General features: G+C 44.3%; 22 protein-coding genes and 1 pseudogene. 10 read left to right on the forward strand and 13 right to left on the reverse strand.

Annotated elements, in window-relative coordinates:
* Positions 1 to 4 precede the first annotated feature (4 nt).
* From IM473_RS10035 to IM473_RS10075, 9 genes and pseudogenes are all read left to right on the forward strand, one after another.
* Positions 5 to 667 (forward strand): 4'-phosphopantetheinyl transferase family protein, encoded by a 663-nt coding sequence (locus tag IM473_RS10035; RefSeq protein ID WP_287659702.1) that lies wholly within the window; start codon positions 5 to 7, stop codon positions 665 to 667.
* A gap of 60 nt (positions 668 to 727) precedes the next feature.
* Positions 728 to 1861, forward strand: coding sequence for a glycosyltransferase family 4 protein (locus IM473_RS10040; RefSeq protein WP_002782662.1), 1134 nt, complete (start codon positions 728 to 730; stop codon positions 1859 to 1861).
* A gap of 55 nt (positions 1862 to 1916) precedes the next feature.
* Positions 1917 to 2210, forward strand: a complete 294-nt coding sequence (gene clpS, locus IM473_RS10045) for an ATP-dependent Clp protease adapter ClpS (RefSeq protein WP_287659700.1) — start codon at positions 1917 to 1919, stop codon at positions 2208 to 2210.
* Positions 2211 to 2212: 2 nt separating this feature from the next.
* Positions 2213 to 2497, forward strand: coding sequence for a DUF2103 domain-containing protein (locus IM473_RS10050; protein WP_002732155.1), 285 nt, complete (start codon positions 2213 to 2215; stop codon positions 2495 to 2497).
* A 5-nt stretch (positions 2498 to 2502) separates the two neighbouring features.
* Positions 2503 to 4449, forward strand: a complete 1947-nt coding sequence (locus tag IM473_RS10055) for a pentapeptide repeat-containing protein (protein ID WP_287659698.1) — start codon at positions 2503 to 2505, stop codon at positions 4447 to 4449.
* A gap of 76 nt (positions 4450 to 4525) precedes the next feature.
* On the forward strand, positions 4526 to 4765 hold the full coding sequence (locus tag IM473_RS10060; protein WP_272083271.1) for a hypothetical protein: 240 nt from the start codon (positions 4526 to 4528) through the stop codon (positions 4763 to 4765).
* On the forward strand, positions 4749 to 5144 hold the full coding sequence (locus IM473_RS10065) for a type II toxin-antitoxin system VapC family toxin (RefSeq protein WP_130757184.1): 396 nt from the start codon (positions 4749 to 4751) through the stop codon (positions 5142 to 5144). The genes IM473_RS10060 and IM473_RS10065 overlap by 17 nt, the downstream gene beginning before the upstream one ends.
* An 85-nt stretch (positions 5145 to 5229) precedes the next feature.
* A pseudogene (locus tag IM473_RS10070) lies at positions 5230 to 5325 on the forward strand (type II toxin-antitoxin system HigB family toxin); the annotation flags it as partial.
* Positions 5291 to 5707 (forward strand): helix-turn-helix domain-containing protein, encoded by a 417-nt coding sequence (locus IM473_RS10075; protein ID WP_287659697.1) that lies wholly within the window; start codon positions 5291 to 5293, stop codon positions 5705 to 5707. The pseudogene IM473_RS10070 and the gene IM473_RS10075, both read left to right, overlap by 35 nt.
* A 298-nt stretch (positions 5708 to 6005) precedes the next feature.
* On the opposite strand, the gene IM473_RS10080 is transcribed toward IM473_RS10075, so the two are convergent.
* The 9 genes from IM473_RS10080 to IM473_RS10120 all read right to left on the reverse strand — a co-directional run bounded on the left by IM473_RS10080 (position 6006) and on the right by IM473_RS10120 (position 17508).
* Positions 6006 to 8537 (reverse strand): formylglycine-generating enzyme family protein, encoded by a 2532-nt coding sequence (locus IM473_RS10080; RefSeq protein WP_287690430.1) that lies wholly within the window; start codon positions 8535 to 8537, stop codon positions 6006 to 6008.
* A gap of 8 nt (positions 8538 to 8545) precedes the next feature.
* Positions 8546 to 9643 (reverse strand): AAA family ATPase, encoded by a 1098-nt coding sequence (locus IM473_RS10085; RefSeq protein WP_287659695.1) that lies wholly within the window; start codon positions 9641 to 9643, stop codon positions 8546 to 8548.
* Positions 9633 to 11492 (reverse strand): caspase family protein, encoded by a 1860-nt coding sequence (locus tag IM473_RS10090; RefSeq protein ID WP_287659694.1) that lies wholly within the window; start codon positions 11490 to 11492, stop codon positions 9633 to 9635. The genes IM473_RS10085 and IM473_RS10090 overlap by 11 nt, the downstream gene beginning before the upstream one ends.
* 11 nt (positions 11493 to 11503) lie before the next feature.
* Positions 11504 to 12355, reverse strand: a complete 852-nt coding sequence (locus IM473_RS10095; RefSeq protein WP_287659693.1) for a hypothetical protein — start codon at positions 12353 to 12355, stop codon at positions 11504 to 11506.
* A gap of 267 nt (positions 12356 to 12622) precedes the next feature.
* Positions 12623 to 14977 (reverse strand): GH116 family glycosyl hydrolase, encoded by a 2355-nt coding sequence (locus tag IM473_RS10100; protein WP_287659691.1) that lies wholly within the window; start codon positions 14975 to 14977, stop codon positions 12623 to 12625.
* Positions 14978 to 15143: 166 nt separating this feature from the next.
* Positions 15144 to 15587: a DUF3531 family protein gene (locus tag IM473_RS10105; RefSeq protein WP_287231934.1), complete on the reverse strand. Its 444-nt coding sequence runs from the start codon at positions 15585 to 15587 to the stop codon at positions 15144 to 15146.
* Positions 15588 to 15701: 114 nt separating this feature from the next.
* Positions 15702 to 16280 carry a CPBP family intramembrane glutamic endopeptidase gene (locus IM473_RS10110; RefSeq protein ID WP_287659689.1) on the reverse strand — a complete coding sequence of 193 codons (579 nt, stop codon included), beginning with the start codon at positions 16278 to 16280 and terminating at the stop codon, positions 15702 to 15704.
* The gene (locus tag IM473_RS10115) at positions 16277 to 17335 is read right to left on the reverse strand and encodes a DUF3326 domain-containing protein (RefSeq protein WP_287659688.1); all 1059 of its coding nucleotides are present in this window, start codon (positions 17333 to 17335) and stop codon (positions 16277 to 16279) included. The genes IM473_RS10110 and IM473_RS10115 overlap by 4 nt, the downstream gene beginning before the upstream one ends.
* Entirely contained in the window at positions 17332 to 17508 is a 177-nt protein-coding gene (locus tag IM473_RS10120; protein WP_002734354.1) for a DUF8621 family protein, read from the reverse strand. Before IM473_RS10120 ends, IM473_RS10115 begins: the two co-directional genes overlap by 4 nt.
* A gap of 207 nt (positions 17509 to 17715) precedes the next feature.
* Between IM473_RS10120 and IM473_RS10125 the strand changes: the two genes are divergently transcribed.
* The gene (locus IM473_RS10125; RefSeq protein WP_287659687.1) at positions 17716 to 18270 is read left to right on the forward strand and encodes a Uma2 family endonuclease; all 555 of its coding nucleotides are present in this window, start codon (positions 17716 to 17718) and stop codon (positions 18268 to 18270) included.
* 77 nt (positions 18271 to 18347) lie between these two features.
* Here IM473_RS10125 and IM473_RS10130 read toward each other — a convergent pair whose 3' ends face one another.
* The 4 genes from IM473_RS10130 to IM473_RS10145 all read right to left on the reverse strand — a co-directional run bounded on the left by IM473_RS10130 (position 18348) and on the right by IM473_RS10145 (position 22922).
* Entirely contained in the window at positions 18348 to 19190 is an 843-nt protein-coding gene (locus IM473_RS10130; protein ID WP_287659686.1) for an Rpn family recombination-promoting nuclease/putative transposase, read from the reverse strand.
* A 174-nt stretch (positions 19191 to 19364) separates the two neighbouring features.
* Positions 19365 to 21026, reverse strand: coding sequence for a DNA methyltransferase (locus tag IM473_RS10135; RefSeq protein WP_287659684.1), 1662 nt, complete (start codon positions 21024 to 21026; stop codon positions 19365 to 19367).
* 410 nt (positions 21027 to 21436) lie between these two features.
* A complete protein-coding gene (locus tag IM473_RS10140) occupies positions 21437 to 22657 on the reverse strand; it encodes an efflux RND transporter periplasmic adaptor subunit (RefSeq protein ID WP_287659682.1) in 1221 nt (406 codons plus the stop codon).
* A gap of 43 nt (positions 22658 to 22700) precedes the next feature.
* Positions 22701 to 22922 (reverse strand): DUF4327 family protein, encoded by a 222-nt coding sequence (locus tag IM473_RS10145; protein WP_287659680.1) that lies wholly within the window; start codon positions 22920 to 22922, stop codon positions 22701 to 22703.
* Positions 22923 to 22936 lie beyond the last annotated feature (14 nt).

Below are 22936 nucleotides of genomic sequence, written 5' to 3' on the forward strand. Positions count from 1 at the left end.
TTTAATGTTTATATCTACCGATGAGGTTCATCTCTATTTTATCAGTCTCGATCCCTCTGGGGACAGACTAGAAAAACTGGCTTCTTTGCTCTCGGAAGATGAAATAATTAGAGCTAATCGTTACCATTTTCCCGAACACAAGCGGCGTTTTTTGGTGGCTAGGGGATGTTTACGCGAGATTTTAGGGTCATATTTGGCGATAAGTCCCGAAAAAATCGAGTTTATCTACAGTGAACGGGGAAAACCGAGTATTAACTACCAATTGCAGTTTAATCTCTCCCATTCCGAGGAGATGGCAATCTGTGGCTTGACTTTAACCGCTCGCATTGGGGTAGATTTAGAGAAAATGCGCGAGGTGAAAGATTTAGATAGCTTGACAAAAAGATTTTTTTGTGCTAAGGAACACGAGCTTGTTGAAAAGTCCCCAGAGAAGGAAAAGCTATTTTTTCAGTTATGGACGGCAAAAGAGGCTTATTTAAAGGCACTGGGAACGGGAATTAGCGGGGGACTCGATCGAGTGGAAGTGGGCCTTAATCCCTTAAAATTAGACAATGTGGCGGGGGAATGGCAATTATGGACAGCAGCAATCGGCGATAATTATCGAGCGACGGTGGTTATCGAAGGAAGCGATCGAGTGATTAAAACCTTTGGCCTTTCTGATCTATGATTAATTGGGGAGTTAATTGCCTTCAGGTGTCCTTAATTATTACTTAACCTTGTTTTCTCTATGCGAATTGCTCTTTTTACAGAAACTTTCTTACCGAAAATCGATGGAATTGTCACCCGTCTTAAACATACCGTGGAACACCTACAAAGATTAGGTCATCAGGTATTAGTTTTCTCTCCCGATGGCGGTTTAAAGGAGTACAAAGGTGCTAAAATTCATGGAGTTACAGGGATTCCCTTACCCCTATATCCGGAATTAAAAATGGCTTTCCCCCGGCCTTCCGTCGGTCAAGCTTTAGAGAGGTTTAAACCTGATATTATTCATGTGGTTAACCCGGCTATTTTAGGGGTGGGAGGCATTTATTTTGCCAAAACTATGAACATTCCCCTCGTCGCTTCCTATCATACCCATCTCCCCCAATACCTACAACACTATGGATTAGGTTCCCTAGAAGGATTACTCTGGGAATTATTAAAATTGGCCCACAATCAAGCAAGTTTAAATCTCTGCACTTCCACTGCTATGGTACAAGAATTATCTAGTCGTGGCATTGAAAAGGTCGAGCTTTGGCAAAGGGGAGTCGATACGGAATTATTTCAACCTCATTTAAAATCCCCAGCTATGAGACTGAAATTATCCCAAAATAACCCCGATAGTCCTCTCTTATTATATGTTGGTCGAGTGTCGGCCGAAAAAGAAATTGATCGCATTAAACCAGTCTTAGAAGCGATTCCCGAAGCAAGATTTGCCATTGTGGGAGACGGTCCCCATCGGGAAGCTTTAACAAGTCATTTTGCCGATACAAATACCCATTTTGTCGGTTATTTACAGGGGTTAGAATTAGCCTCCGCTTTTGCTTCCGCAGATGCTTTTCTTTTTCCCTCACGCACAGAAACCCTCGGTTTGGTACTCTTAGAATCTATGGCTGCCGGTTGTCCGGTAGTGGCAGCAAATTCGGGGGGAATTCCCGATATTGTCACCGATGGAGTTAATGGTCATCTCTTCGATCCTAGGGATGAAAAAGGTTTAATTAGTGCCACCCAAAGATTACTAACCGCCAAGGCAGAAAGAGAGGAATTACGACGAAATGCGCGTCTAGAAGCGGAAAAATGGGCATGGCAAGCGGCCACCAAACAGTTATTAAATTACTATCACCAAGTTTTGAAGAATAATTCTGTGGCTTTTGCCGCTTAATTGTTGTCAAAATGCTCGAATTTAACCGCCAAAACCTTGACCTATTGTAACTTTTATGGCCAGCGCACCCAGTACCACCTTAGATAAGTCCACCCAAGTTGTCAAAAAGACTTATCCCAACTATAAAGTTATTGTTCTCAACGATGACTTTAACACCTTCGATCATGTGGCCAATTGTTTAATTAAATATATCCCGGATATGACCACCGATCAAGCTTGGGAATTAACTAATCAAGTTCATTACGAAGGACAGGCAATTGTCTGGACAGGTCCCCAAGAACAAGCGGAACTTTATCACCAACAATTGCGACGGGAAGGATTAACCATGGCTCCCCTAGAGGCCGCATAATTATGAATAATGGTCGCTTAGTTTGGAATCATTCTACTCATATACCGGGGTTGATTGCGGTATTAGAAAAGTTAATTACTTATCAAGGAATCACCACTGTCACCCCCGGGGTACTTTCTCGCTCAAAAGGTCATTGTCCGCGATTACAATTGCGGATATCAGTGCCAATTCGTGGTGGTTTTAAGCTGATTGCGAGGACAGGAAAAAGTGTTCAGGAAGTCTTTGTTATTACCGATTTAAACCAAGAGGACTTAGAAATGGCTATCCAAGCTTGTTTAGGAAAATAACTGTCGTGGGTGCGTTGTTGAAAAGCTGCTGGTTACTAATCATTGTTCTTCTGTTTTTCTGTTTACATTCTCTCCCTAGTTTGGCAGTAGTGGATAGGGTTCCTTTAACAGTAACTTTATTGCAGGAACGTTTAAGCGCACCCGTCCTTAAAGAAGGGATGACTACTATCGATTTAGCCAATTTAGTTATCGATATCCGCGATGAAAATAAGGAACTACAAGAACAATTTTATCAACAGATTCAAGGTCAAATTAATCGCGCTAAACAACCCCTAGGTTTAGATTTTAGTAATTCCTTAATTCAAGGCAATTTTATCGCTTCCCGTCTGGGTTTACCGACTCCTTTAACAAAAGTGGCTCTCGCTACTTTATTATCACCCACGGAAGAACAGTTATTACAACAGGACGAAAAATTTTTATTCGATAGCGATGAACCAGTTTTTAATGTCACAGTATTTCGCGGACCGGTGAAGTTGCAGGGAACTGTATTTATGGGAGAAGTGGACTTTTCTAAGACTTTTTTTCTGCAAATTGTCGAAGCAATGGCAGCAAAATTTAGTCGTGAAAGTAATTGGGTAGAATCGCGTTTTGCTAGGGTGGCGAAATTTACCAAAGCCACTTTTATGGGAGATGTAAATTTTAGTCAAAGTCAATTTTTAAATAAAGCCATCTTTCGCACGGCCCATTTTAAAAGTATTACTAACTTCCATCGCAGTCATTTTACTGCTGAAGCTTATTTTGATCAAACTAAATACGATAAAACCGCAGATTTTACCCGTACTTTCTGGGAAAAAGAAGCTAATTTTTCCCAAAGTCAATGGCGAGATCGTCCGCTATTTTCTAAGAGTAGATTTTTAAATTTATTAACCTTTAGAAATGCCACTTTTGAAAAATCAGGTGCTTTCCGTTCTAGTTATTTTAATGGTGTGGTTAGTTTTCAAGATGTGAAACTTTTGGATCAGGTAGATTTTAGTAATTCCACTTTTACTAAAAATAGTTATTTGAGTGTATCGGGATTAGCTTTTGATTCCGATAAAGCGAAAATCCTAGGAGATAGAGGAGTAATTGGTCAAGCAATTTATTTACCAAACCTAGCAGGAAATGAGACAGTTTTAAGAAATTTAGTTCGTAATTTTCGCTCCCTAGAACAAATTGCCGATGCTAATCAAATTGAATACAAAACCGAAAAATTGCGATTACAACAGTTAAAACAAAAGCTAAATAATATCTCAGTTATTCGCCTAATTAACCTCACTTGGGTAGCTGATTTTCTGCATACTTCTTTCCTTGCTTTACTATTACTCTTAAGTCAAGATGGTACAAATTTTAGTTTAGTTTTCGGGACAGGAATCATAATTTTTGCCTATTTTGGCTGTTTATTTTGGTTAATTGATCGCGTGCGTCGTCTCACTCCTAAACCAGTAATTCCTAGTCGTTATGAAATCTTTTGTATGGTAACTAGCTATATTATTCTCACCCTTTCTGGTGTGTTTAATATCCTGCAATCTGCCAGTCGTCCCCTACTAACTTTAACAGCTATTGCCCTAATTCTTGTCCCCTTACCCTTAATTTTAGTTATCGAACTTTATCGTCGGGGACGCTATCACGATTTAATGGATAGTTCCTATTTCCTGCAAGATGGCAGTATGCGACAATTACGCTTATTAATCACCCGTTTACCCGTGGTTCCTGAATTTCCCCTCTTTCGCGATCGTTATACTCCTATTTCTTGGCAAAAGCGTTGGAATTGGTTAAATTATTACGATTTAAGTCTCAATAATTTGCTAAAATTAGGCTTTAATGATTGGCGAGTTCGCGATCGAGAATTACCCGCTATTATTTCTTTTTTAGTTTGGTATCAATGGGGTATCGGCATCTTTTATATCACTCTCCTTATCTGGACTCTCTCGCGCACGATTCCGGGGTTAAATCTCTTGATTTATTTAAAATAAACTGTAAAAATTTGAATACAGCAGTTATCTTTTCGTTTTGGGTAACAGAAATATGAGTGGAAAGAGGAAAAAAACCATGAATGCCAAATTGATTGAATCTCTCGTCCAAATTATCCAATCCCTTTCTGAAGAAGAAAGATTGCTCTTAGAAAAGAAATTAGCTGCCCATGAAACTCAAACAAATTTTGATAACCTATCCCAAGCTTTAGCAGAATTGCGACAAATTTGTGCTGAAGAAAACTATACTATAGAAGTTCCTACTCGCCAAGATCGTTCTCATCCATTTGCAAAAAGCTTAAATGACATTCCTGTGTGATACTAACATTATCAGCGAGTTAGCACGTCCCCAACCTAATGCCGGCGTGCTACAATGGAGTAGAGAAGTTTCATCGATTGCCCTAAGTGTCATTACCCTCGAAGAAATTTACTACGGTTTAACCTCAAAACCAAATGCCAGAATTAACACTTGGTTTCAGCAGTTCTTTAATTATTACTGTCAAATTATACCAATTACTTCTGAAATTGCTTTATATGCAGGTGAAATACGAGGAAAATTAAGAACTCAAGGCAAAACTCGTTCTCAAGCTGATATGCTAATTGCCGCAACAGCTAAAATTCATAAACTGACTTTAGTAACGCGCAATATTCGTGACTTTGAAGGCTGCGAGATTTTGCTTTTCAATCCATTTAGCTGAGTTACAGTTAGTTCTATTGTTGCTGTGTATGAATATCTACTTAACTGGAAGAAAATTTAAATGCGCGGATAGCTTAATCGCTATCGTTTACAAAGACCAAGTAATTTATATCAAGTACATTTTGACTCACGCGGAGTATGACAAAGATGAGTGGAAAAATGACCCTTACTTTAAACCGTGATACCTACGGAAGGTTACTAGCCGAGTATCTACCAAAAGTGATAGAAAACGAGGCAGAAAACGAACAGGCTATTAACCTAGCTGAGACCTTATCTCATCGAGAAAATCGCAGTCTAGAAGAAACCACCTTGTTAAATTTACTCTTGACTTTAATCGAAAAGTACGAACAAGATCATTATCCCCTTGAAGAATCAGAACCCCATTCAATACTCTGGGAACTCATGGAAGCTAACAACTTACAAGAAAAAGATTTATCAGATATACTAGGTTCAAAAACCATAGTTTCTGATATTCTTATTGGCCAACAAATAATAACAGAAAAACAAGCTGTAAAGTTAGGACAGTTTTTTCACGTTGACTCAAGTTTATTTTTAAGTAGGTAGGCGTTAAAAATTATCAGATGCCCCCCTTATCAAGGGAGATCCCCCCGCCTATCGGCACCCCCCTTATCAAGGGGGGCAGGGGGGATCAAACCCCCCTTATCAAGGGGGGACTAAGGGGGGATCAAACCCCCCTTATCAAGGGGGGCAGGGGGGATCAAACCCCCTTTATCAAGGGGGGCAGGGGGGATCAAACCCCCCAGGTAATTGACCCCCTAAACTAATACACTTGTACTATAGCTTGCCCAAAAAAATTCCGAAAAAGGGAATGAGGGTAAAAAGGGAAAAAAGAGAAAAAGGGTTAAAGAGTTCTCCCGAATACGCAGACTACCCGAAAACCGTCATCGGTGATGCGGATGTCGCGGCGGTAGTGGCTGTAGCTACGGAAAGCGGAACGGCAGATAACTGGATTGCCGCCCCAGGAACCGCCCCGCGCTACACAAAATCGGCCATCTGTCAATAGTTCATTTATACTATTTAATAAATTTTCATAACGATTATCAATGTTTTTTTCGTCCCAAACGCTCCCGTCTGTGGGCGGTGCGCCTTGATAATCATCGTGCCACGGATCTAAACACCACTCCCAAACATTCCCGTGCATATCGTACAGCCCGAAGGCGTTGGGGGGATAGGAGCGGACGGGGGTGGTTTTCTGTGGGGATTCTTTCGCCTTTTCTTGTTGATAGACCCTTGAACTATAGTAATTCGCCAGTTCTGCCGTGATCGTCTCGCCAAAGTGGAAGGGAGTGGTTGTTCCCGCTCTACAAGCGTATTCCCACTCGGCCTCACTCGGTAAACGGTAATTTTTTCCCCTGTGACGGGACAGACGGGCGCAGAATTCGATCGCATCGTACCAACTCACGCACTCGACGGGGTTGTTATCGCTTTCCTTAAAGCGCGCGGGGTCTGGATCGAGGTCTTTTCCTTCCCTCGGTAGGTTAGCCACGAACCGCCATTGCGCCCGGGTAATCGGAGTCTGGCTCAGGTAAAAGGCACTAACGCTCACGGGGTGTTGGGGTTTTTCCCTCTCGTAATCGTCCTTTTCTCCCGGTGAACCCATCAGGAAAGTTCCCCCCGGGATAGCAACCATGGTCAGGGGTTCGATTCCCTCCCCTAGGGGTTCCTCGTAGTAGTAGGCCTCCAGGGGTTCTCTTTTGGTAATTTCTCCCCGTTTATTGACGTATAGGGTCTCGAAGGGGAATTTTAGGAGTTTTTCGGGGGTCAAGATTTCCTGTTTTCGCTGCCTCACTCTCTCCTCGATGTTTTGGGCGATATCGGCGTACTCTCCCCCCCAAGTGCGGAAAACAGCCGCGTCCACCTCGGCAAAGTAGAGAGAGCGATCGCTAACTGCATCCTCTAGAGAACCCTGTGGATTAGGGATTAGAGCCGAAAAATCGCGAAATTCACCGTAATGGTCGCGAATATAATCGCCGATGCCGCGCCAAATATCGATCGTGCGCCGGTTGGCACTATCTGCCAACAGTAGCTGACGAATGCCGGGGTAAAAATCGTACCAAGCATCCGTAACCGTCGCTCCCTCCGGACTAAAAATAGACTTTTGCACCAGTCCGCTAAAAAAGACCTCCGCTAGATGCCAATGTTTACTATCGGGTAAAAATCGCCTTTGTGCCAATCGCATCACCGGAGGAATCAGGGGAACGGCCGCCAGCACTTTAGCCAGTTCTCGGGCCAAGGGACTGGCATCGATTAAAAAGCCTCTCAATAACTCTTCCGGGGATTCCGCTCCGGTCGCGGCTGCCTCTTCTTCTCCGGTTTCACCCATATCCACCCCCGCAGTGGTCGATCGGATTAAAACCCCCTGAATGGAGTTACCACCGCTCCCAGCGATAAATTTCGCCCAGGTTGCAAAGTGAGCGGGGGATAGATTGAAAATAGGGAACCGATAGAGAATCTGCTTCGTGCGGAGTCTTTCCCCCACTTGCAGTATTGCATTGGCAGAAGCGGGACCCGGTGCGATCAAAGGCCGGAGGATCGCCCCCTCTAAAGCGGTTCGTTGCCATAGCTCCTGCGGGAAAATGTGAGCGATGGTGACGGGGTGTTTTTTGCCCAGATCCGCTAGGGTGGCGAAGGCAGACCTCGATCGCCAAGCTTTCCCCAAAGTATCGGTTAGGACGATAAAAAGTCGGTTTCCAGAGGGTGCAACCAGACTGCGAGGGTTCCGTTCGATTTGCCCCGCACCGGAAAGCAAACGAGCTTCATTTTCACCCGTCTCGAACCACCAAACCCGCACGTCCCTAAAAAAGCCTTGCCAACGGAAGAGAGTGGTCATTCCCCCCGCTAGATCTCCCCAAAATTCCATCGGGGGAGAGCGATCGATCAACAGGTGAACCTCTAACCAACGTTCTAGGGGGGGTCGGAAAGCGAGCATCGGCAATCCCCCCGCTTCGGCCGTCCGTTCCACCGTAACCTCGATATCCAACTCGTCGGCCCGTAATCCAGGCACGCGACGCGCTAGGGGGAGAATTGCCTTACTGATGGCGGTGGGTTCGGGTATCGGAAAGGGATCGGGGACGCGGACGGGAGAAGAACGATCGCTCTCGACCGAATCGCGCTTCGGGGAGGTCTGCATCGGGCGATCGATGTTTTCGGGATAGGCAACGGGGAGCGTTGGCTCGATCGCTCCGGGGGGAGGGGTTTCTTCACCGCTGCCGGATGACCGGTTATCCTCCTTATCATTAGATGAGGTTGCTTCCGACTGTCCGGGCTGCTCGATCGACCAAGGCGCGATAATGCGATCGAGGTAAGCAGCGCACCAGATCAGTTCTGCCATTTCCCTCTCGTCTTCCCACCAGATAGCTTTTTTCCCTTCCATCTCTCCCCCTACCCTTGCAAGGATTTAAAGATGGTGTCTAGCAGCTTGCTATCGGGGTCGGTGAGGTCGTTTCCCTGTAGTAACAGATAGACCGCGTTGAGCAGTTGATCGGTGGCTAGTTTGTCTTTGCGTTTGATTCGATCGAGAAATTCCCGGATCAGATTTCTGGCCGGTTCGTCCAATTGATTTAGGCGCTCCGGGGGGAAACGTTGCTCTAGTATCCGATAGAAATCATCCTCGTTATCGGGTTGTTCTAGTCTTAAACGCAAACATCGACGCAGGAAAGCAGGGGGAAACTCCCGGGCCTCGTTACTGGTCATGAATACTAGGGGGAACTCCTGACAAGACACACAACCTCGATCGATCGGGATTTTTTCCTCGCTGTCGTCCTGTTGACCGCGATAGGGAAGAACCGATTGGTCGCCGGTTTTTAATCGTGTCAGTTCCGGGATTTCAAAAAATCCCTCCTCGAAAATATGGAGGAGATCGTTAGGCATATCGATGTCGCTTTTATCGATCTCATCAATTAGCAGCACCGCCGGTCGTCCGGGACGGGATTGTTTAAAAGCCATCCCCATGGGACCTAATCTTAGATAGCTGCCGATATCTGGTTCCTCGTACTCTCCCCCCTCTCCCACTTTCTGTCTTTGTAGGGAAGCTTCCTGTAACCGTCCGATCGCATCGTAGGCATAAAGACCCTCTTTAAGGGTGGTGCGGGAAACGATCGACCAACGGTAGGGGCCGGGTAGTCCCAATTCCCGCGCCACTGCGTAGGCCAGGGAAGTCTTGCCGGCGCCGGGGTTGCCCTCGATCAGTAGGGGACGACGCAAACAGAGGGCAGCGTTTACCAGTTCCACCGCTTTCTCATCCGCGACGAATCCTAAGGCTCTAGGGTCGATTTTTTCCTGTTTGGGCGGGTTTTCTTGGGATTTCGCTGCTTTTGTGCATTCTTCCGGGGATAGGCTAAAACTGCGCCAAGGAGGTGGCGGTGGGATGCGATCGAGGTGATTTCTTTGTTCTTCGGGTGTGGGTAAACTATCGGCGCTCAGGGTCAAACCCCGGTAGATGCGAAGGTCTTCTGGTTTGGGAACTGGTTTATTGGCCATTGGATTCCACCACTTTCGTGTTTAGAGGTCTCGGTCTCGGAGCGGGTTTGGGGTATAGATCGTCCCAGAAAAGGGCGATTTTTCGGTTGTTTCTGCGTAATTCTTTGGTCTTATCGGGCCAGTTTCTCCATTCCGAGGGTTTTAGATCGTTATCTGTCATCGGTTGATTGGCGTTTCGACTCCAGACGGCGATCGGCAGGGATTCGACGATATCTTCCAGATCGGCGATCGATGGTTCGGTTCCGATGTAGTAATCTTTCTGGTCAAGATCGCCACCATTTTCCCATAAAGCTCTCTTGATCTCCTCGATCTCGTCGCGGATTTCTCGGAAATCTTCATCGAAATAGCGATCGAAGGAGTTAATAAAAACAGGATACTCGTATCCTAGGGATCTCCACATTGTACCCCGCTTAAATTGAAATTCTTCCAGAGGGTATTTTAAAACTTTTATTGGCAGAAAAATTTCGAGATTTAGCTTTACTTTGTTCGGCAAACTATAACGAGCTTTGCGAATTAAATTAGCGAGAAATGTCTGGCTTTCTGGACAAGATTCTATTTCGCTATTTAATTCAATTTTTTCGTTTTCAGCAAATATTCCTAAGGGGCGATGTTGACTTTTAATCCAAAGATTCATTCTTAAGTGAAATGAGTTGAACACCCTTCCAGTATTATTATCTTTATCGAGATCCTGTTCTATTTCAATTTGAAGTCTCAGCTCTTCTCGATTAATACGTTCCTTGAATTTTTCCCAGGACTGCCTCACCTCATTTTGTATTTTATCTAAATCCGCATTTTCTCGATACTTAATAACCCTAGACTGCCAAGCTTCGATAGCATCAATCGACGGGTTACTCCTATCTTCTTCTAATAACCTAGTTCGACACCACTCGGAACAAGCTATGAGAGGACAGATACCCTCTATAACCGGCTTGTTTGATAATTTCTTTAATTGTTCTTTAAGTTCTAGATCGTCCAAAATAAACTCTTCTAAAAATTTACTATTCAATAAAAATGAATTGATAAAAAGTAAATTTTTTGATAAATATTTTTTAAATTCATTCAATAATTCTTCTGTGAATTTAAGGCGTTTTTCTTCCCAAGTTCGTATGGTTTTAGGAATAACTGGAAAAAATTTTGCTTCTCCCTGAGATCCCGTCAGTTCATGTATAACCTCTTGTTGCATTGAGTCGGGAATTTTTTCATTAACTTTGCCTACAATTTCATCGGGGGAAATATATCGATTACGAGAATGTTCACAAAAATCTTTCAAAACTGCTGCCAACACGGTAGAGAATACACTCTCTTTAGCGGTTTGTTTGGCACGACAAGCGGCGATCGTGTGAACGGCAATACTTTTTTCTTTGCTCGATCGATATATCCCGATCGAGCCAGCAGCGAATTTTGTAACGTCCACCGCTCCCATTTGGGAGTAACAGGTATCGATAATATACAGGATCTGCGCTATCCGAACCCCATCATTATTGAGAGGACGAACTAAATCTTCGGTCGATAGAGCCGTTTGTCCAATTAGGTTAGGATCAGTATCCTCCAGTAAAAGATAATGTCTATCCCCCAGTATATACTCGCCGTGACCGGAATAATAAAAAATGACAATATCGGTTTCACGGCAATTTTGTTGAAGCCATTGAGCAAATTTGAGAGGAATTTCGTCTTTTTTCGGATTAATATCTAAATCGGTTAACACTCGCTGGTATCCAAAATCACGAGTAAACAGATCGATTACCCGTTCTAAATCCGTCTCGACGCTGGGTAATTGCTCGTCAGGGTCTAAGTTCTTGTAATCCTTTGTCCCACAAGCGATTAGATAATACTTGATTTCTTCATCCATACCATTACCCATCAATCGATTAACCCCGATCGAATCGCTTCCCCAGTTTCAACCGCCGTCAGATACCTTTTGGCATCATGAGCCTTGCAACCATTATAAACTAGCTTATCCTCGATAGTTCCCTCAAATAAAGGGTTGAGTTGCTTTGTCAACGCCACCATATCGCCATCGTCCGCGATATTTACCCATCTTTTCACATTTCCGGGCCAGCACCCCAGGTTATTGCGGGGGGACGGTTCCAGTCGATCGAAAATTAATTGTCTTATCCCCAAAGGAGAACCGAGGGTGACAAAGACTTTAATCGGCCATTCGGGATGCTGACATAAAGTTTCGTAACAGACGATCGAACCGAGAGAATGAGCTACAAGTACCCGCGTATCTTCACCGATACATTCTATTACTCGCTCTTGAATCTGCTGTTTTAGCTTTCGATCGTGTAAATAGCTCCCCACTTGCTTAAGATAAGAAATAACCAATTTCTCGGCAATGCTACCGAAAAACCGAGATTCACTTAACCCCGACAAAGCTCTCTGGATAATTTTTGGGGTAGATTTTTCTCTCAAAAGGCTATCTGCATTGGGATGATTATTTTCCACTTGTTCCGTTTCTTGCCACCACAACTGGAGTAATTCTTTTTCCCAATCGGAATCGATATCATTAACATCGTAGTTCGGGATACCGATCGCTTTCGATTTTCCCCGGAAAATATCTCCGTAAAACGCACAACGAAAATCAGTATCGGACTCTAACTCGGTTCCCGCGAGTTTCAATCCATCCTTGAGACTTGGCAACCACTCAGCACAAATCGTGTTGCTACCCCCAAATTCTTGCGCAATACCGTGAACACCGACAATTTTAGCCATGATCCTCCAGTTACAGGGCTTTCCTATCCCTGTTTATTTTCAATTTTAAACGGTTTTTACCACTTGAGAACAAGAATAAAATAAGCTCTTGACTATCTAAATTACTCGACTCTCTTAAGGTTGTGGTGATGAGCAAATCTGATCGAAGAAAAGACCTACGCTATACACCCCCACCAGTCGCCCATGGTGTGACATGGTGAACATTTTTTAGCCAATATTCAAGGAGAGAAATTGAAGTTGAGAAAAGGGGGATATCTCCAAGAAAATTTATCCCTGAAATTCCGTCAAAACCCCATAGATGGCCCAGATAGCCATGGCGCGTAAATAATGACAAGCACGAAAAGTTCCCACCGATGTAATCGCTTCCGGGGTGCGAAATTGTAAGCCATTTTCATAGACTTGTTTCACCACCGCTTCTGTAATTTGCCATCCTTGCTTTTCCATTCCCATTTGTAGTAAAAAAGCCACCAACCCAAAATTAATTCCTACCCAAACTTCCAAGGGATGAGTTGCCTCGGGATTTTCGGGAGTACCATCGGGTTTTAAACCATTAGCCGCGCCAAATTTTCCCCCATGAAACTTGAGAAAACAAGCCTGATAAATCTTACCTAAAGCTGATTGCGTGTATTGATTTTCTACCACATCCGGTAAAGCCAATAAACGAGCATAAAATTGACCGCATAATTGATCAGTCATCACCACATCGGAACCACTGCCACTATCTAAATTATAATATTCTCCATTCCAGAGAGTCTGATGATAAATAGCGCGAGATTGCTGTAACCAACTGGTAAAAATTGCCGTATCTTCTCCAATGATTTCGCCAATTTTAATCGCCGCTTCTAGGGCCGCTATCCACAAACCACCACAATAGGCACTAATTCCCTGTAAACGCCAATCATCAAAGGTTTGGTCTGGTGCGCCAGAATTTTCGGGAATCCCATCGTTATCAAGGTCAAAAGTTTTTAAATATTGCAAAGTCAGGACAATTGACGGCCAACATTCCCGCAGAAAATCCTCATCTTTAGCCCCCGTTAATAAATAATCCCGATAAACTAATAAAACAAAATCACTGCCTAAATCTTTCCAAAGATTACAGTCTTGATAACTGGTGTAATTACTCTTTTGCCAAGGGTGTTCATTGGGCGCACCTAAATCGTGGGGAGTGGCATTTTTAGCCTTACGAATGGCACTAGCTTGGTTATAACCGATAATCCGAGGAGTGTCGTCGTGGGTGGGAATTGCCCTGGCAAAAGCTTCCATGACGGCCTTTTCTAAGCGCGGCCATAACATCAATAACCCAAAGGAACCATAGAGACGCACATCGAGACTTTCATACCAACGATAATCAATACATTCTAACACTCCGAATTGACCGATCGCATCCTGTTCCGTGGCTGCCGTCCAGAGAGTGCCGCCGTCCGTTAACAGGTATAATTCATTAAATAAAGCCATTTTAAACCAATCGGCCAGATTAGTGCGTTCTAGGATCGGTTTTTGCCAGTTAATAATATTCTCTCGCCATGTATCGCCGTGTTTTAAAGCCGTGCGTACCATCGCCCAAGCATTTTGACCATTACGACCGAAAAAGTCCGTATAACGACGATAATAGTTAATTCCCTGGGCAAATTCGGTGACTGGTAAATCCCAAGCTAAAATAAAAGGAATTTTGCGAGTTTTCCCCGGACGAATGGTAAAACGAATCGCCATGGCCGTGGCCGTTTGTTCCCCTTTTTGGGCGGGGGTTTCGTCCTCAATATCCGGTAAAGAGCCATTCATGGCGAAATAGTCCCAAACTTCGCCTCCATCGCCGGCAGGGTTCCATTTACCCAGATAGAATACCTCTAGACTCGGATTAGTAATACTAGCAATCGCCATCTGTCCATCCCCTTCCCCGGGGTTTTCGTAATCCCGACGCATCAGACAGCCAACGCGGAAATTATCGACAATCCATTGATTATAATTACCCTCACTTTCCCCCCATTTTGATTGATATTCATAGACGGGACTACCATCATCTCTCACTTTAACCACTGGGGATTTAATCGCGTTAGTAAACCAACCGATTGTATTTTGCCAAGTCAGCATAATACTAATAGTAATTGGTTTATCGGTGGGATTATGAGCCGTCCATTCAAATAGGGCAATAGGATAACTACTTTCTTGATAATTATGCGCCCAAACCGGTGAGAATTGTTCGCAAATTAATTGAGTCTGAAAAACATCTTTATACTCGTACCAACTGCGGGGATAAAGTGCCCCATAGTTTCCCTTTTCGGCTGGATACCACGACCAGCGCGATAATGTTCCATCCGTCGGGCTTTCCGTCGCCATAGCGTAGGCTTGGGCGCTTCCGTCTTCTGTTTGTTCAAAAATGCTAAATTGACAGGCGGCAAGGCTATTAAAACTGTGTTCACCGCCGTCCAGATGCCAGAGGTTAAAGTCACCTTTGGGGGAACGTCCGATGCAACCGGCCCCAAATCCCCCCAGAGGCATCCCATGCCAAGGACCATCATCTAAATTGCTGGCATAGCGGACGCTGTAGGGTTTTTCCCAACCTTTGCCTAGAGGACGTTTCCAAGCAGCGGCGGGAATTTCTGGAAGGGAGACGAGATTAAGCATAGATGTTGTTAAGTGGGGTGTCGGGTGTGGGGTGTCGGGTGTGGGGTGTCGGGTGTGGGGTGTCGGGTGTGGGGTGTGGGAAGAATAAATAAAAATAATCTCCTGTCTCCTGTCTCCTGACTCCTGAATACAGACCCCACCAAGAAACTTTTTCAGTAAAACCTAATTATTCGCTAAAGAGATAATTACTGCGATCGCTGACAGTCCAATCTTGATTTTCTCCCCCGATAATTAAACGTTTAATATCGACAAAATCCTTACTTAATTGGGTCAAGGCATTGATTAAAATATCCAAAGCAATAAGATCGCTAGTACCGAGATCAAACCAACAACGTCCCCAAGTACCTAAGTATTCAAAATCGGTCATATTGTGCATCGGTGACATAAAGGCATTTTCGACCATATCTGGATCGTATTCCATATAACTAATATCGACTCCCACCTCCTGTACCTGTAGGTTTTCGGCATTGAAAGCTCCTAATTTACCCAAATAAAACCAAGAAGCAAAAACTTCTTCTACATACTGCTGTTCCATATTCGAGGGAACCGTCGAAAATTCCAGCCAAAACCAGACATCAAAAGGATTAAATTCGCGAAATTGTACTTCCATATTTTTTATAGGAGACAGGAGTAGGGTGTTGGGTTTTAGGGTTTTAGGGTTTTAGGGTTTTAGGGTTTTAGTTGAAATTCCCCCATCTCCCCACTTCCCCACTTCCCCTATCCCCTAACTCCTATTCTGTAATTTCCAGAGAAAACTAGCGAGGAGATTGGTGATAATATGAGCGAGGATCGGGATTAATAAATTACCGGTGATGATGACGGTATAACCGAGGGCAAAACCGACAACAGTTGCCCAGATAACATAGGGCCATTGCTGGGAACCGCTAAAATGAAGGATACCAAAAATTAGACTAGAAACGGTTAAACCAAAGATATTTAAGCCCAAAGCTGGCAAAATCACCCCGCGAAATAATAATTCTTCACTTAACCCCGGCAGTAATCCAATCCAAATTAAATCGGGCCAAGCTAAAGGTTTAATGACTAATTCTAAGTAAGCGTTAGCACTATGGCGATAACTAGGCCAAAAACCATAGAGAAGCCCACTAATTCCACTAATTGCCCCCGCTAAGGCTAATCCGAACAGGAAATCCGGGAGAGTCCAGCGAATGGCGGGAATAGCGATCGCACCGAAATATTGCCAAACTTTGGCGACTACCAGCAAGATAATCGCCGTTACCGCCATAATGGTGAGGACTTGTGTGCGTGTCAGGGGATCAAATTCGGGATTAGGGGAATTAGTCACGGATTCTCGGATAAACAGCGTAAAGAGTTTAAATTAGGGCGAAGAGATGCGAGGCTAACCCCGGCCCGTTGACAAACGATCGCACCGATCGCCTCTGTATATGAGTGTACCCTAATTGCTTTCACCCCTAGAGGTTCCGGGGCCACCTTCATTCTTGTACTATTTTCCTGCACGGTAATCAGTACAGTTTTTTCTTGACAAAAACTCAAAACTGTGCTAGAGCCGCAGGCACTGGCGGGAACGATCAGAGCGTCCACCTCCCGGCCCCAAATAGCATCGGGACTGGGCTGCTTGACCAATTGGGGGGCGCGACTTAAACCCACCAAAACGCAGGGTAAAAAAGTATAACCGATTTCTTCGGCTGCGGCCTTGGGGGAAAGTTGCGGATCCAGGGGCAGCGGACTTAAAGCGGGAGCGTGGGCCGCCGGTATTTGGAATTGTCGGACTACTAGATGGGAAATCACCGCTTCGGCCCCGGCAAGGGGATCCACCCCCTGACCATGGCGATAATTAGCCAGGGCAATGCTATCGGGATCGTCGGGAAAACGGGCAACAATGGCGATCGCTTCTGCCCGGCCCTGGTTAATCAGTTTTTCTGCTCCCCGCAGCAAGCTGTCGGGATTGCCAATTGTTCCCCAACTGGCCCCGGAGGCTGCCTCTCGCAACTGCACATTCAGGGGGGCATCGGTGATAACGTAATCGGTGAGATCTAAGCCTAGGGTAGCCCGGACAGCATCGGCAGCCTGAAGGTGTCTTTGCAAGAGGTCAAATTCAATGGCGCGATCGAATAGTAACCCGATGCGATTTTGATGGACGGGACTTAATCCCCAATCCCCCCGGGCAAAACGATCTAAAGCGTAACCCTCCACATAATAGGTGTTGTCCAGAGGCCAGTACAGTTGTGCGCCGTTGAGGACATTGGGATGGGTAATTAGGCGATCGCAAACTTGGGCGATCGCTCTGGCCACGGGAATGCCATCCCCAGCATAACCGCCAATCGCAGCCCCGATGCCGGTGGGAATGATTAGTACGGCGGTATAGGGACGGGAATTCACGAGGCAGTGGTGACAATCGCTTCGACTTTGACTTGATTATTCTCGGTATCCACTTCTGTGATTGCCCAACGCAAGGGTTCACCGCGTTTGGCTAATTCTTTTTCGATTTCTTGCTGCAGTTGTTGCGGGGTTTCCTGTAGGTCGATTTCGGCACTAATAAAGTGAGTGGTCATGGGGATTGTCTGGGATAGTTATCCCCTCAGTTTATCAAGATTTTGCCCTCTTGCGCTGGTTTATCAGCCCTCTGGGTCAGGAACCACAAAGACACGAAGGACACAAAGATCGATCGCCGCCATATAAGTTAAACTGATCACACAAAGAATAGGAGAGCCAGAGCCATTCTCGTACTATAATTGATACTAGGCTTTCCCCTAGAGATTATGATTGCGGTTCCCAACTACATTAGTCCCCAAGAATATCTCGCTATCGAGCGCCAGAGTCAGATCCGTCATGAATACCGACGTGGTTTGGTTTATGCGATGGCCGGCGGTACGGATAATCACGAGCGCATCGCCTTCAATTTTCTCAAAGTCATTGACGAACATTTCGGCGACTCTACAGACTGTCGGTTTCACTCGGGTAATGTCAAGGTTAACTATCAAGATCAGTTTTATTACTATCCCGATGCTTTTGTTACCTGCGATCCGCGCGATCGCCAAGATCGTTATCTGAAACGCTATCCGAAACTAATTGCGGAAGTGCTTTCCCCCAGTACGGCCGCTTTTGACAAGGGCGAAAAATTCCAAGATTATCAACAGATAGAAACTTTAGAAGAATATGTATTAATTTCCCAAGAAATCCAGCGCGTGGAATGCCGTCGTCGTAATTCTCTGGGGACATGGGAAACGACTATTTACGAGACAGGCGATCGGGTGATCCTGTCAAGTATTAACCTAGATTTAGCGATCGCCGATCTCTACCGGGGAATAGATTAAAATGTGAACTACTCTCAAGGGAGTTGAGAGCTTGCTGCTTCCATGGGAATGGATAGACAGCATTTAGTTTACTTGTACTAACTAGCTCGGCAATTTTCCAGCCATTGTTCTAAATCTTGTGGTGACTGAAAATCTAACAAAGCTTCTCCCAAGTTTTCTAACTGTTCTAGGTCAAGACTGCGAATATTGGGCAATAATTCGGGGGAAATGTCCCCTATCCGCCGATTTAATTGACGTAAAACTAGGTTAGCTTCTCCCTCTTGTCGTCCTTCTTGTCGTCCCTCTTGTAAACCTTCGGACCAGATTTCTTGATAGATAACTGATTCTTTCATGATGTCCTTCCTCAATAATCGTTGGATGATGTCTTTCTTTAATACTAACCCGGCTAGAATTGCGGTAGATGCGGCCAGATTACTTTGTTCTCGACTATCGCTGATTTGCTCGATTTCTTGGGCAATTTGCCGCAGTAAGTTTTCTTGTTTCTCCGCTTGAGCGAGTATGGCAAAGGGAAACAGTCCGGGGGCCTTTAATAAGGGTTCTGAGGGTTGTTCCCAAAGTCTAATCACTTCAAATTGATGAGAGGTTTTCCCTTGTTTATAATCATTCTGTCGGACTTTGGGGGAGTCACTTTTCCTTAGATAAATAACCACTTGATGGATAGGTTTACGGGGATAGCGTCGATAGAGTCTGGTGGCATAATCTAGCATTCTATAGGGAATATCTTCTTTAGGGTCGGTTTGGAACTCGATATGTAAGATTAATTCTTCCGACTCCAAAAAGATTAAAGTATCGGCTCTAATTGGCTCTAGGGATAATTCCGATGGTTTAATTTCTGTTAATTCTAAGGGTTTACCCAGTAACCAAGTGGCTAAGTCTCTCGAATATTCAAGGGCGATAAATTTACAGGTAGAATCATACATTTTCAATTCAATTGTAGGTTAAGGCTGACCTATATTTTAACAAAATTATCACCCTATTCTCCCTCAATCCCCCCTACCCCCTTATCAAGGGGGTAGGGGGGATCGAACCCAAAATCTATCTTCAATTTAATTATAACCAGCTACTTAATACCTAGCTACTTAAACAAAGGATTTTTATTCGGGAAAGGGTATATCTAAACTCATTTGTTGTCCTTGGGTTTCCCTTTGTTTTTCGGCAGCTTTCAGAACTTCAAAGGTGAGGATAACATCGAGACGTTTTTTCTGTTCAAGGATTTCTTGTACCGTCACAATCTCAATTTTATCCACACTTTGACTCATGTAACGACTGCGATAAATTCCCGCAGATTTGGCTGTTTGGATCATATCTTTGCTGGGGGGTTTCAAGGTGATAAATATACCCAGGGCTGCCCCTTGTATTGTCATAGTTCCCTGTAGATCTCTGATGTCTCCCGATTTGACATTACCGGATTTTACTTGAAAAATAATTTTCTCGCGGTTGTCCTTATCTCCCTGAAAATAGGCAATAGCATCGATTCCTTTATCTGCCCCTTTTTTGTCATTAATCACTGCCCGGTTATTACTATAGGTTAAAACCGCCCATTTCTCAAATTCTTTGCGGGTACGATCCTCGGGTTTAGTGGCTAATGCTTGCGCTGATTCCATGTCTTTAGGAATACCGTTCAGTTCAATTTTATCTAAAACATTTTTACCAAAGGAGTCCTCTAATCGCTTTAACATTAAGCTAATACTCTGATAGGTTATATCAATTCCAATCCAGTTTCTCTCTAATCTCTCTGCTACAGCGATAGTCGTTCCACACCCACAATAGGCATCTAAAATTACATCTCCTTTATTGCTACTTGCTTTGATTATTCTTTCTAATAATGCCTCCGGTTTTTGCGTGGGATAACCCAGACGTTCAGAACTTGTATTTCCAATACGACTAACATCGATCCATAAATCATCAACTCTTTTACCTTTCATTTCATCTAAATAAACTTTCAAACCATCCAGTCGTGGATTTCCATCTCTTTTAACTAAAATTCTACCGTCTGACCACCATTTTTCTAACTGTTCTAATGAGCCAGCCCAGCCTCTATTTGCGGGAGGTTGTACTCCTCGCCATACAAAATTTCGTGATTCACTAGCTGTGGCAATAGTTAGGTTTTCTGCTTTATATAGCCGCCCTTCTTTATCGGTTTTATAACGGCTAAGTTGTTCTGGTGAGTAATCAAAAAAAATCGGATTCCATCTGTAATTTTTTGTTTTTACATAAAACAATAATATATCATGAATTTTTGTAAAATATTTAGCATTAATATTATGAGAATTAGTTCTTTGCCAAACTATCTCATTTTTAAAATCACCCCCCTGAGAGCAAAAAATAGCGTCTAAAACTATTTTTAAATAATGACTAGCAGTAGGATCGCAGTGGAGATAAAAGCTACCGGTAGATTTTAAAACTCGATGGATTTCCACAATCCTCAGAGTCATACTCACCAGATAAGCAAGAAGACTGCCTTTACCTAAAACTTTGGTTAAACCGTCAATTAAATCGATAGTCTGACTGGTAAATTTACCCTGATAGTTGCTTTGAATTTCTTCTAGAGCTTCGTTAGCGTGATTATCCCATGTCCAGGTATCCACAAACGCTTGTGCTTGTGCTTGATCTTCCTTACCTAAGTTGTTATAAATTTGGTTGTAATTACGTTTAGAATTAAAGGGTGGATCGATATAACAAAGATCGATCGATTCATCTTTGATATATTTCCGCAGCACTTCTAGGTTATCACCGTAGTATAGTTTATTGACCATAGAGATTAAGGGGATTGACTGCATTCTCAATTGTATTATTATTCCCCCTTAAAGAGGACGAATGCAATCGCTCCCGACAATAATATTATTGTGGGGGTGCATCGTGGTCAGTGAGTTGCTCGAACTGCGTGCGCTCAAAATTTAATTTTCTTAAGTCCATCTTGCCTGAAAATGAGGGGGTCGCAGGCAGGCACGGATTCCCATTATATAAATAAGTATATGTCAAGTGTCGGGATTTTGTCAAGAGGAATTAAGTAGCTGGTTATAATTAAATTAAAAATGGATTTTAGGTTTGATCCCCCCTTAGTCCCCCCTTGATAAGGGGGGTTTGATCCCCCCTTAGTCCCCCCTTGATAAGGGGGGTAATCTGACAGTTTTTAACACCTAACTACTTAGCAATCCCGAACTAATCAAGGATTACTCAGGATACTGACCCGGACTTTTTCGCCATTTTGCAAAGGTTTACTACTATTAACGACGAAACGCTCCCCCGGTTCAAGTCCGGTGATAATTTCTACTTGACCGTCGAGCGCTTGACCGAGACGAACGGGACGTTTTTGCACTTGTGAGTTAGACTCGGAAAGGACAAAAATGGCTGGGGATTCCCCCTGACTGACAATTGCTGTTTCGGGGACAATCACCTGCGCGGCAGAATTATTATTAAACCGCACCCGGGCCAATAATCCCCCTTTAATTAAACCATCCCCATTGGGTAGAGTAATCTCCACGGGAATCCGCCGGGCCGTGCCTTGGCTGAGGGGAAAAATCCTGTTGATGCGACCGGAAAAATTTCTCTCACCGAAAGCATCAAGGCTGACATTAACCGTTTGTCCTAAATTAATTGTTTTTAAATCCAATTCCGATAATAATACTACTACCTTGACCTGTTGAAAATCGCCAATTTTGAGGACTTCATCGCCGATACTGACTAAATCCCCCGGCTCTTTCAGTTTTTCGATAACTATCCCCGTCGCCGGTGATTTAAGAATAGCGTAGGCCTGACGTTGTTGTTCCTGAGCGATGACCGATTTTTGGGCGGCAATTCTGCCGATAATTGCCGCCACTACCTGTTCCTCGACTTTAATTCTCGATCTCGCGCTATTAACGGCTTTTAAAGCCACTGCCGCCGTGGTTTGGGCTGTTTCGCCCTGTTGCAGGGGAATCGCTCCTTCTAGGGCTAATTTTTGCAGGCGCTCGCCATCATTTTTGGCCTGTTGGTATTGTAGTTGTAGTCGCTCCACTTCAATTTCAGCGTTACTGACTTCAATTCTCGCCCGGGCTAATTCTGCTTCTAGGGCCGACAGGGCGGCTTTTTCTTGCCGGACAACGGTGGCGAGGAGACGATCATCAACATGAGCGAGGATTTGTCCTAATTGCACCTCATCTCCCACATCGACGACGAGATTAAGTAACTGACCGGTGGCTTGCGATCGCAGAGAAACGACTTTTAAAGGTCGGGTAGTTCCCGTGTAATCGAGATTGCGTCCGATGGTTGCCAGTTTAGCGGTGGTGACGTTGACGGTAGTAGTACGGGCCGCTGGTGGCAGTGGTTGGGTTTCTGTCCTGGGAGAACAACTCGCGCTTAAGGATAAGATAACCAGAGCGGAAAGGATAATCGGAGTCGATCCCATGGCGATAATCTTGCTAGAAAGCTGCTTTTGAGTCGATGGTCGCTTATTCCTCGTCCCAAGCTTCTACCGCTACCACTTCGCTGAGAGGGTCTTGCATGGAGAAACCGAAATCGAGCAACTCCTGCTTCCAGTATGCCCACTCATCTCCGTATAAAAGAGCGAGTTTCCAGATACTATCGCTAGGTTTGACTACTTTTGCATCTATCCACTTGCTAGCCTTGCGTTGAAACCTCACCATCGGGTGAGCTACAGCTTGTTTGGTCATAAATTCAATTGCTA

Origin of the sequence: Microcystis sp. M015S2 (assembly GCF_020245945.1) — a bacterium.
GTDB lineage: Bacteria > Cyanobacteriota > Cyanobacteriia > Cyanobacteriales > Microcystaceae > Microcystis.